Source organism: Cryobacterium levicorallinum (genome assembly GCF_004402405.1).
GTDB classification, from domain to species: domain Bacteria; phylum Actinomycetota; class Actinomycetes; order Actinomycetales; family Microbacteriaceae; genus Cryobacterium; species Cryobacterium levicorallinum.
In genome coordinates, this window is the sequence record NZ_SOFE01000022.1 from 346,969 (window position 1) to 356,839 (window position 9,871).

Annotated in this window: 4 protein-coding genes and 3 rRNA genes; 5 read left to right on the forward strand and 2 right to left on the reverse strand. The window is 57.1% G+C overall.

What is annotated here, in order from left to right:
* Window positions 1-28: 28 nt before the first annotated feature.
* Window positions 29-628: a hypothetical protein gene (locus E3O11_RS12045; RefSeq protein WP_092449820.1), complete on the reverse strand. Its 600-nt coding sequence runs from the start codon at window positions 626-628 to the stop codon at window positions 29-31.
* Window positions 625-1,254 (reverse strand): hypothetical protein, encoded by a 630-nt coding sequence (locus E3O11_RS12050; protein WP_092449818.1) that lies wholly within the window; start codon window positions 1,252-1,254, stop codon window positions 625-627. Before E3O11_RS12050 ends, E3O11_RS12045 begins: the two co-directional genes overlap by 4 nt.
* A 145-nt stretch (window positions 1,255-1,399) precedes the next feature.
* Here E3O11_RS12050 and tyrS point away from each other — a divergent pair, with 145 nt between their 5' ends.
* From tyrS to rrf, 5 genes are all read left to right on the forward strand, one after another.
* Entirely contained in the window at window positions 1,400-2,701 is a 1,302-nt protein-coding gene (gene tyrS / locus E3O11_RS12055; protein WP_092449816.1) for a tyrosine--tRNA ligase, read from the forward strand.
* A gap of 60 nt (window positions 2,702-2,761) precedes the next feature.
* Complete coding sequence (locus E3O11_RS12060; RefSeq protein WP_092449814.1) at window positions 2,762-3,301, forward strand: GNAT family N-acetyltransferase; 540 nt, start codon at window positions 2,762-2,764, stop codon at window positions 3,299-3,301.
* A gap of 906 nt (window positions 3,302-4,207) precedes the next feature.
* Window positions 4,208-5,741, forward strand: a 16S ribosomal RNA gene (locus E3O11_RS12065).
* A gap of 750 nt (window positions 5,742-6,491) precedes the next feature.
* Window positions 6,492-9,620: ribosomal RNA gene (locus tag E3O11_RS12070) — 23S ribosomal RNA — on the forward strand.
* 122 nt (window positions 9,621-9,742) lie between these two features.
* Window positions 9,743-9,859 (forward strand): 5S ribosomal RNA (rrf, locus tag E3O11_RS12075).
* The 16S, 23S and 5S rRNA genes sit together here, the layout of an rRNA operon.
* Window positions 9,860-9,871: the final 12 nt, after the last annotated feature.

Below are 9,871 nucleotides of genomic sequence, written 5' to 3' on the forward strand. Positions count from 1 at the left end.
TCCGTTCAGGCCGTCGAAAAGAGCGGCGCTAGACCAGTGCCATCGGCACGAGGGCGGCGCAGGCACAGGCCCAGGTGAGGCTTGACAGGGTGCCGATGATGAACCTCTCACGCGATTCTGCCGCGGCCAGCTCGGTGAACCGGCCGACACCCTTGATGGCGACGACGACGGCGATGGCCTCGGGGAAGCCAGCCAGAATAGCGCCGGCCACGGCGAGACGTTCCAGGATGCCGATGGTCACACCCCCGCGCAGCACCTCGTGGGTCTCCGGATCACTGATCCCGGCCATGGTCGGGGCCGGTTTTCCGGCGTTCAGAACCATGATTCCACCGTGCTGGCCCGGCGGCACCGAGTTGTTGGTGGCGAGATCGAGGGCGAGTACCGCGACGGGGCCGCCGCCGATGACGGCGAGGGCCAGGGCCAGCATGCCGAGCACAATGCCGAAAGCGCTCGGGCCGGGCCCGACGGGGACAGCGGCCAACACCAGCGCGACGGCCAGTCCAGCGATGGCGGCGACGGCGTAGAGCTGCCGATGCAACTTGAAGGCGATCGCGGCGCTGGTGAGCGCGGCGAGGGTGACCAGGAGTAGGACGACCCAGTACAGAAACGTGAGAACGGTGAAAGTCATGCGGGTTCCGTTTCGTTCGGGCCGGTGTTCGGGCCAGCATCGAGTTGCTCTAGCAGCCTAACCAACGCCGGCCGTGCGGCCTGCTCGACCCGGTACTGCGCCGCTTTGAGCCGCTGGCTCACCGCCCCGGTGGTGATGCCGAGCCTGTCCGCGATGTCGGTCTGGGCCAGTCCGCTTTCGAACAGATCACCGGCCTGCCAGCCCTGCGGGGAGCGGCGTTGACGCAGCAGCAGGAGCATGGTGAGGAGTGCCTCGATGCCGGGGGCTGCGGCATCCGTTTGACCGACGTCGAGCGCAAAGTGCGTCTCTGTCTTCTTGGCCCGAAGTACGGCCTCGCGGGCTGCGATGAACGCGCCACCGGTGGCCTGCCGTGTCGACGCCGGCAGGGGAGTGCGTACGGTGCCCACCCCGAGTCCGACGCTCCAGTGGCCGGAACGGTGTAGCGTGAGAATGGCGTTGAGCGTTGGCCGGGCCGTCGAGACAAGCAATTGGATCTCATCGCCCGCCGTCTGGTCGGGCGGCAGACTATATGCGTGCGGGCTCTGGTCCACGAGTCGCGCGATCATCTCCCGCGCTCGATCGTGATCGTTGCGGCTGTCAATCTGGTCAGCGGTGATGACAAACATGGGCTGAGGCTCCGTCCTGCACTCAGTATAATTCAGGTCACAGACTAAATCAAATGAGATATAGGTTTTAGACTAAATTGCTCTTTGAGACGAGCGGATGCCGCCCGCAACTCGTCGAGGCCGCCACGGCTGGTAATCTGAACGCGTGTCAGACCCCACCATCCTCGCCCAGCAGACCAACGATCCCTCTTTCGATTCCGTCTGGGAGGAGATCAACTGGCGCGGCCTCGTGCACGTCTCCACCGACGAGACCGAGCTCAAAGCGCTGCTCGATGGCGGTCCGATCACCTACTACTGCGGATTCGACCCGACCGCGCCGAGCTTGCACCTCGGCAATCTCGTGCAGCTGCTGCTAATGCGGCGCCTGCAGCTGGCCGGGCATCATCCGCTTGGACTGGTCGGCGGATCCACGGGACTCATCGGGGATCCGCGCCCGACCGCCGAGCGCACGCTGACCCCAACCGATACCGTCGCAGAATGGGTCGGCTACCTGCAGGCCCAGGTTTCGCGGTTCTTGAGCTCAGAGGGCGATAACGCCGTCACCCTGGTGAACAACCTGGACTGGACCGCACCGCTTTCCGCGATCGATTTTCTGCGGGAAATCGGCAAATACTACCGCGTTGGCACGATGCTCAAAAAGGATGCTGTCAGCGCGCGGCTAAATTCTGATGCCGGCATTAGCTACACCGAATTCAGCTACCAGATTCTGCAGGGCCTGGACTACCTCGAACTGTTCCGCAGCTACAACTGTGTGTTGCAGACCGGTGGCAGCGATCAGTGGGGCAATCTCACGAGCGGAACCGATCTCATCCGTCGGGCCGAAAGCGGCAGCGTGCACGCGATCGGCACGCCGCTCATCACTAACAGCGACGGCACCAAATTCGGCAAGAGTGAGGGCAACGCGGTCTGGCTGGACCCCAACCTGACGAGCCCCTACGCCTTTTATCAGTTCTGGCTCAACACTGACGATGCCGACGTGGTTTTTCGGCTCAAGGTGTTCACGTTTCTGTCACGGATCGAAATCGATCGGTTCGCCGAGCTTGTCGAAAACGAACCGTTCCGCCGGGAAGCGCAGCGCCGACTCGCCCTCGAGGTGACCAGCCTCGTGCACGGCCAGGCGGCGACGGATGCTGCCATCCACGCCGCCGAGGCGCTGTTCGGTCAGGGCGACCTTGCTGAACTCGACCCCGATACCCTCGAGGCCGCGCTGCGCGAACTTCCGCACACCACGACGGCGCCGCACGCCACCGTATTGCAGTTGCTCGTCGACACGGAATTGTCGAAGAGTCTCGGTGACGCGCGCCGCGCGGTGCAGCAGGGCGGGGTCTACCTGAACAACGAGAAGGTCACCAGCGTCGACCTGACCGTCGAAGGATCGGTGCTTCCCGGGGGAGTGGCTGTACTGCGTCGCGGCAAGAAGACGCTCGCCGGCATTTTCGTCGAGTAGCTGTTTCGAGGCGCGAGCTCGGTGCAGGGGTCGGGCAGGTGTGGGTGGCAAGATGTCGACGTGGACACTCTTCGAACCGAACGCCTGCTGCTGCGCCCCTGGACCCTCGATGACACCGACTTCGTCTTCGGGTTGTACTCGTTGTGGTCCGTGCAGCAACACATCGGGTTGCATCCGCGGGTGATGACCGACCGCGCCGAGGCGATCGCCGTGATCACCCGGTGGCAGGGAATGGAACACCCCATTCACGCCATCAGGGCCGTAACAGATGCTGACACCGGCGAAATCTTCGGGAACCTGCTGCTCAAGTCGATTCCAGCTTCGAGCCCGGTCACGCCGCTTGAACCGTCGGGGGATACCGAGATCGGCTGGCACTTTCACCCGAACGCGTGGCACCACGGCTACGCGACCGAGGCGGCATCCGCTGTACTGGCCGAAGGGTGGAAGACGGGACTCGACCGGGTGGTGGCCGTGACCACCCCGAGCAATCGTCCGTCGCAACGGGTCTGCCTGCGCATCGGTATGACGCACAAGGGGAGAACCGACCAGTACTACAACTCCGTGAGCGAGCTCTTCGTCGCCGAGGCCCCCGCGACTTAGCCGTCTCCAGTGGGGTGTGGCACCCCGCCTTACCCCGTCACCCGCAGCCAGCCCCGGTCGGTCCATCCATGGATAGGTTCGGGGCTCGGGCTCGGGCCCGGAAAGCGGGCCCATGTTCTATCGTGGGCCCGGTTCCCGAAGGTGGGCCCGGCTTTCTCGGTGGATCGGTTCATGAGTAGAGCGCGGGCCGGTCTCTAAAACGCCCCATTCCGTCGATCGAGCTTGTCGAGATCGCCGTCGACCAGCGCGGGCTGGTCTGCGGCCGTGAAGGCCGGCGAGTGGTTGCGGAGCGGTGCGACACGCCCGGGTGGGGGGCGTTTTGACGGGTGGGTGGTCTGGCCGTAACGTATCTATACGTACCCCAAAGGTGCGGAAAGCCGTAGTGCTTTCCGGCCTCATGTGGGACCATCTTCTAGCCAGATCAATGTAGGGTGCTTGTTTCAAGTGCGTCTGTGTTGGGCTAGGATTGTAAGTCCTTCTTGCTGTTTCTGGTTGGTTGAGTCGCGTGGTTTTGGTCGCTGTTTTGCGTCTGAAACTGGGTGTTTCCTCGATTTGACAGGGACTGGTTGGAGGGTCTAAGTTAGACAAGTTGCCCCGGAGCGACAGCCCAGAACAGGGCCTGATGTCGGGTGCGTCCGATCCTTGAGAACTCAACAGCGTGCACAATGTCAAATGCCAAAAACCTCGTGGTTGTGGCCCGTTTCTAGCGGGGTGCAGCTGGGAGATTCCTTTGGAAATAATATTGAACAAGTCCTGGTCTTTGGACTAGGCAACTAAACAAAGCAAGTCAGTAATGATTTGTTCTTGTCAGTTTCAAACTTGCATCTTCTCAGCCTATTCCGGTTGGTGGGTGCACTAGATGGGCGTTCGTTTCGTATTTATATGGGGCGGGTAGCTATTCAAACATTTACGGAGAGTTTGATCCTGGCTCAGGACGAACGCTGGCGGCGTGCTTAACACATGCAAGTCGAACGGTGAAGAGGAGCTTGCTCCTTGGATCAGTGGCGAACGGGTGAGTAACACGTGAGCAATCTGCCCTTGACTCTGGGATAACTGCGGGAAACTGTAGCTAATACCGGATATTACCTTGGAAGGCATCTTCTGGGGTGGAAAGAATTTTGGTCAAGGATGAGCTCGCGGCCTATCAGCTAGTTGGTGAGGTAATGGCTCACCAAGGCGACGACGGGTAGCCGGCCTGAGAGGGTGACCGGCCACACTGGGACTGAGACACGGCCCAGACTCCTACGGGAGGCAGCAGTGGGGAATATTGCACAATGGGCGCAAGCCTGATGCAGCAACGCCGCGTGAGGGACGAAGGCCTTCGGGTTGTAAACCTCTTTTAGTAGGGAAGAAGCGACTGGGTTTTCCTGGGAGTGACGGTACCTGCAGAAAAAGCACCGGCTAACTACGTGCCAGCAGCCGCGGTAATACGTAGGGTGCAAGCGTTGTCCGGAATTATTGGGCGTAAAGAGCTCGTAGGCGGTTTGTCGCGTCTGCTGTGAAAACCCGAGGCTCAACCTCGGGCCTGCAGTGGGTACGGGCAGACTAGAGTGCGGTAGGGGAGATTGGAATTCCTGGTGTAGCGGTGGAATGCGCAGATATCAGGAGGAACACCAATGGCGAAGGCAGATCTCTGGGCCGTAACTGACGCTGAGGAGCGAAAGCATGGGGAGCGAACAGGATTAGATACCCTGGTAGTCCATGCCGTAAACGTTGGGAACTAGATGTGGGGACCATTCCACGGTCTCCGTGTCGCAGCTAACGCATTAAGTTCCCCGCCTGGGGAGTACGGCCGCAAGGCTAAAACTCAAAGGAATTGACGGGGGCCCGCACAAGCGGCGGAGCATGCGGATTAATTCGATGCAACGCGAAGAACCTTACCAAGGCTTGACATATACCGGAAACGGCCAGAAATGGTCGCCCCGCAAGGTCGGTATACAGGTGGTGCATGGTTGTCGTCAGCTCGTGTCGTGAGATGTTGGGTTAAGTCCCGCAACGAGCGCAACCCTCGTCCTATGTTGCCAGCACGTAATGGTGGGAACTCATGGGATACTGCCGGGGTCAACTCGGAGGAAGGTGGGGATGACGTCAAATCATCATGCCCCTTATGTCTTGGGCTTCACGCATGCTACAATGGCCGGTACAAAGGGCTGCGATACCGCAAGGTGGAGCGAATCCCAAAAAGCCGGTCTCAGTTCGGATTGAGGTCTGCAACTCGACCTCATGAAGTCGGAGTCGCTAGTAATCGCAGATCAGCAACGCTGCGGTGAATACGTTCCCGGGCCTTGTACACACCGCCCGTCAAGTCATGAAAGTCGGTAACACCCGAAGCCAGTGGCCGAACCCGTAAGGGACGGAGCTGTCGAAGGTGGGATTGGTGATTAGGACTAAGTCGTAACAAGGTAGCCGTACCGGAAGGTGCGGCTGGATCACCTCCTTTCTAAGGAGCACGTGCCGTCCCGTCTGTATACAGCGGAATATGGCGGCCAGTCATACGGAAGCGAATGTCTTCTGATGGCGCTCATGGGTGGAACATTGACATTGATGCAAGAACGGCTGAGATCTACTCGGTACGCCTGGTTCGTGAGAACGAGGTTGGAAAAGTAGGTGTTGGAGAGACTTGTATATGCACGCTGTTGGGTCCTGAGGGACCGGAACAACCCGGGATGAAAGTCCTGGTGTTGATCTGTTTCTTTTGGACTTCTGTGCGTTGGCATCACTTGCCGGCGTGGAGGGGTACCGCCCGTACTTTGAGAACTACACAGTGGACGCGAGCATCTTAAATTTGCCGCAGCATCTTTTAGATGGTGCGGTCAATTACAAAGATCTATGCACTCTTTATTGAGTGCGTGATCATTGGTCAATTTCGATGTCGAATTTATTCGGCATACTTAATCGATTCAAACTCATGTGATTTCAAATTTTTAAGAGCAAACGGTGAATGCCTTGGCATGTAGAGCCNTGACAACTTCGGTTGTGGTTGATCTGTTTCTTCTGGACTTCTGTGCGTTGGCATCACTTGCCGGCGTGGAGGGGTACCGCCCGTACTTTGAGAACTACACAGTGGACGCGAGCATCTTAAATTTGACTCTCGTAAGAGAGCAAATTACAAAGATCTAAGCAATTAGATCATTGGTCAATTTCGATGTCGAATTTATTCGGCATACTTAATCGATTCAAACTCATGTGATTTCAAATTTTTAAGAGCAAACGGTGAATGCCTTGGCATGTAGAGCCGAAGAAGGACGTAGTAATCTGCGATAAGCCTCGGGGAGTTGATAAACGAACTGTGATCCGAGGATGTCCGAATGGGGAAACCCCGCCAGGCCCGTAAGGTGACCTGGTGACTCCCGCCTGAATATATAGGGCGGGTAGAGGGAACGTGGGGAAGTGAAACATCTCAGTACCCACAGGAAGAGAAAACAACAGTGATTCCGTTAGTAGTGGCGAGCGAACCCGGATGAGGCTAAACCGATCATGTGTGATAGCCGGTAGGCGTTGCATGGTCGGGGTTGCGGGACTTTTCTGCCTATTCTACCGAATGGTAAGGGTTAGAACGTTGTATAGACGAACAGGATTGAAAGCCTGGTCATAGAGGGTGCGAACCCCGTAGTCGAAATGCAGCAATCGCCCGAGAAGTATCCCAAGTAGCACGGGGCCCGAGAAATCCCGTGTGAATCCGTCAGGACCACCTGATAAGCCTAAATACTCCTACATGACCGATAGTGAACAAGTACCGTGAGGGAAAGGTGAAAAGTACCCCGGGAGGGGAGTGAAATAGTACCTGAAACCGTTTGCTTACAAACCGTTGGAGCCAGCTTTGTTCTGGTGACAGCGTGCCTTTTGAAGAATGAGCCTGCGAGTTAGTGATATGTGGCGAGCTTAACCCGAGAGGGGAATGCGTAGCGAAAGCGAGTCTGAATAGGGCGATTCAGTCGCATGTCCTAGACCCGAAGCGAAGTGATCTATCCATGGCCAGGTTGAAGCGACGGTAAGACGTCGTGGAGGACCGAACCCACTTCAGTTGAAAATGGAGGGGATGAGCTGTGGATAGGGGTGAAAGGCCAATCAAACTTCGTGATAGCTGGTTCTCTCCGAAATGCATTTAGGTGCAGCGTTGCGTGTTTCTTGCCGGAGGTAGAGCTACTGGATGGCCGATGGGGCCCAAAAGCTTACTGACGTCAGCCAAACTCCGAATGCCGGTAAGTGAGAGCGCAGCAGTGAGACGGTGGGGGATAAGCTTCATCGTCGAGAGGGAAACAACCCAGACCACCAACTAAGGTCCCAAAGCGCGTGCTAAGTGGGAAAGGATGTGGAGTTGCACAGACAACCAGGAGGTTGGCTTAGAAGCAGCCACCCTTGAAAGAGTGCGTAATAGCTCACTGGTCAAGTGATTCCGCGCCGACAATGTAACGGGGCTCAAGCACGCCACCGAAGTTGTGGCATTGATATTTTTGGTAAGCCGCCACCTTGTGTGGTTGGTTCAGCCGTGTTGATGGGTAGGAGAGCGTCGTGTGGCCAGCGAAGCGGCGGTGTAAACCAGCCGTGGAGGCTACACGAGTGAGAATGCAGGCATGAGTAGCGAAAGACGGGTGAGAAACCCGTCCTCCGAAAGATCAAGGGTTCCAGGGCCAGGCTAATCCGCCCTGGGTAAGTCGGGACCTAAGGCGAGGCCGACAGGCGTAGTCGATGGACAACGGGTTGATATTCCCGTACTGACGAAAAACCGCCCAAACTAATCCAGTAATGCTAAGCATCTGAATCCCCTAGATGGATCCCTTCGGGGTGAAGCGTGGGGCCTAGCGTGCGACCCTATGCTGGTGCGGTTAGCGTATTAACAGGTGTGACGCAGGAAGGTAGCTGAGCCGGGCGATGGTTGACCCGGTCTAAGGATGTAGGCCGAGAGATAGGCAAATCCGTCTCTCATATAAGGTTGAGACCCGATGGGTAGCCCGTAAGGGTGAAATCAGTGATCCTATGCTGCCAAGAAAAGCATCGACGCGAGGTTTTAGTCACCCGTACCCCAAACCGACTCAGGTGATCAGGTAGAGAATACTAAGGAGATCGAGAGAATCGTGGTTAAGGAACTCGGCAAAATGCCCCCGTAACTTCGGGAGAAGGGGGGCCTGAGGCGTGAACGGACTTGCTCCGGGAGCGTTCGAAGGCCGCAGAGACCAGTGGGAAGCGACTGTTTACTAAAAACACAGGTCCGTGCTAAGTCGCAAGACGATGTATACGGACTGACGCCTGCCCGGTGCTGGAAGGTTAAGAGGAACGGTTAGCCGCAAGGCGAAGCTGAGAATTTAAGCCCCAGTAAACGGCGGTGGTAACTATAACCATCCTAAGGTAGCGAAATTCCTTGTCGGGTAAGTTCCGACCTGCACGAATGGCGTAACGACTTCCCAGCTGTCTCAACCGCGAACTCGGCGAAATTGCATTACGAGTAAAGATGCTCGTTACGCGCAGCAGGACGGAAAGACCCCGTGACCTTTACTACAGCTTGGTATTGGTGTTCGGTGTGGCTTGTGTAGGATAGGTGGGAGACTGTGAAGCTTGGACGCTAGTTCAGGTGGAGTCATTGTTGAAATACCACTCTGGTCATATTGGATACCTAACTTCGAACCGTGATCCGGTTCAGGGACAGTGCCTGGTGGGTAGTTTAACTGGGGCGGTTGCCTCCTAAAAAGTAACGGAGGCGCCCAAAGGTTCCCTCAACCTGGTTGGTAATCAGGTGTCGAGTGTAAGTGCACAAGGGAGCTTGACTGTAAGACTGACAAGTCGAGCAGGGACGAAAGTCGGGACTAGTGATCCGGCAGTGGCTTGTGGAAGCGCTGTCGCTCAACGGATAAAAGGTACCTCGGGGATAACAGGCTGATCTTGCCCAAGAGTCCATATCGACGGCATGGTTTGGCACCTCGATGTCGGCTCGTCGCATCCTGGGGCTGGAGTAGGTCCCAAGGGTTGGGCTGTTCGCCCATTAAAGCGGTACGCGAGCTGGGTTTAGAACGTCGTGAGACAGTTCGGTCCCTATCCGCTGCGCGCGCAGGAAATTTGAGAAGATCTATCCCTAGTACGAGAGGACCGGGATGGACGAACCTCTGGTGTGTCAGTTGTTCCGCCAGGAGCACCGCTGATTAGCTACGTTCGGAACGGATAACCGCTGAAAGCATCTAAGCGGGAAGCCGGCTTCGAGATGAGATTTCCATCCCTTCGGGGGAGAGGCTCGCAGCTAGACTACTGCGTTGATAGGCCGGATGTGGAAGTGGGGACTAAAGACCCATGGAGCTGACCGGTACTAATAAGCCGATAATTTGATAACACTCAGTTTGAAGAAGCTGCTTTAGCGTCCACTATGTGGTTCTCGATGTACGGTCGAGAACAACGTCCCTGTCAAGGGGACTCTATAACTAAAAAATATAGAATCGATTCATCGGAAGATGTTTCGGCGGCTATAGCGAGAGGGAAACGCCCGGTCACATTCCGAACCCGGAAGCTAAGACTCTCAGCGCTGATGGTACTGCAGGGGGGACCCTGTGGGAGAGTAAGACACCGCCGGACTTAACTTAGAAA

Coding starts and splice junctions, on each gene's coding strand:
- E3O11_RS12050 (WP_092449818.1), bottom strand. CDS start 1,254: ATGTTTGTCATCACCGCTGACCAGATTGACAGCCGCAACGATCACGAT.
- E3O11_RS12045 (WP_092449820.1), bottom strand. CDS start 628: ATGACTTTCACCGTTCTCACGTTTCTGTACTGGGTCGTCCTACTCCTG.